The following is a 419-nucleotide window of genomic DNA, read 5'->3' as shown; positions in this document are numbered from 1 at the left end:
GCACGTACCCAGGTGGAGACGTTCTCCAGCGCCTGGCGATAAGTCTCTTCCTGGTGACGCGGTACAGCTTGTGCTGCGACCAGCAGGCGAGAGCGAATATTTTCGCGCAGATAGATATCCTGATTTGGCGCTAACAGCGGTACGGCGGTGTCATCACGACGGCGAATCGTAATGAAGTTGTCCATAAAGTTCTGCCAGCTTTTTTGCAGATTGATACGCCATTCGCTGATGGAACTGGAAAGCTCTTCACCGTCTGAATCCATCGGCGAACCATCGCTGTCATTATCGGCCAGACGCAGGTTATCTACCTGATTTGAAAGCTGATTAAGCTTAAGGATGATGCCGTCATAATCCACCTGCGATACTGCAGAAAGGCTGGCGATATCATCGGTAATTGCCCGACGAACGGTAATCAGACT

At 51.1% G+C, this 419-nt stretch carries 1 protein-coding gene; it reads right to left on the bottom strand.

Features of this window, described 5'->3' with window-relative positions; translation table 11 throughout:
• Positions 1–419: uroporphyrinogen-III C-methyltransferase (locus BTA35_RS17085; RefSeq protein WP_202931318.1), on the bottom strand; the 419-nt coding region annotated here is incomplete at both ends.

The organism is Oceanospirillum linum, assembly GCF_001995095.2.
Lineage (GTDB): Bacteria > Pseudomonadota > Gammaproteobacteria > Pseudomonadales > Halomonadaceae > Oceanospirillum > Oceanospirillum linum.
This window is presented reverse-complemented; position numbering and strand designations above follow the sequence as displayed.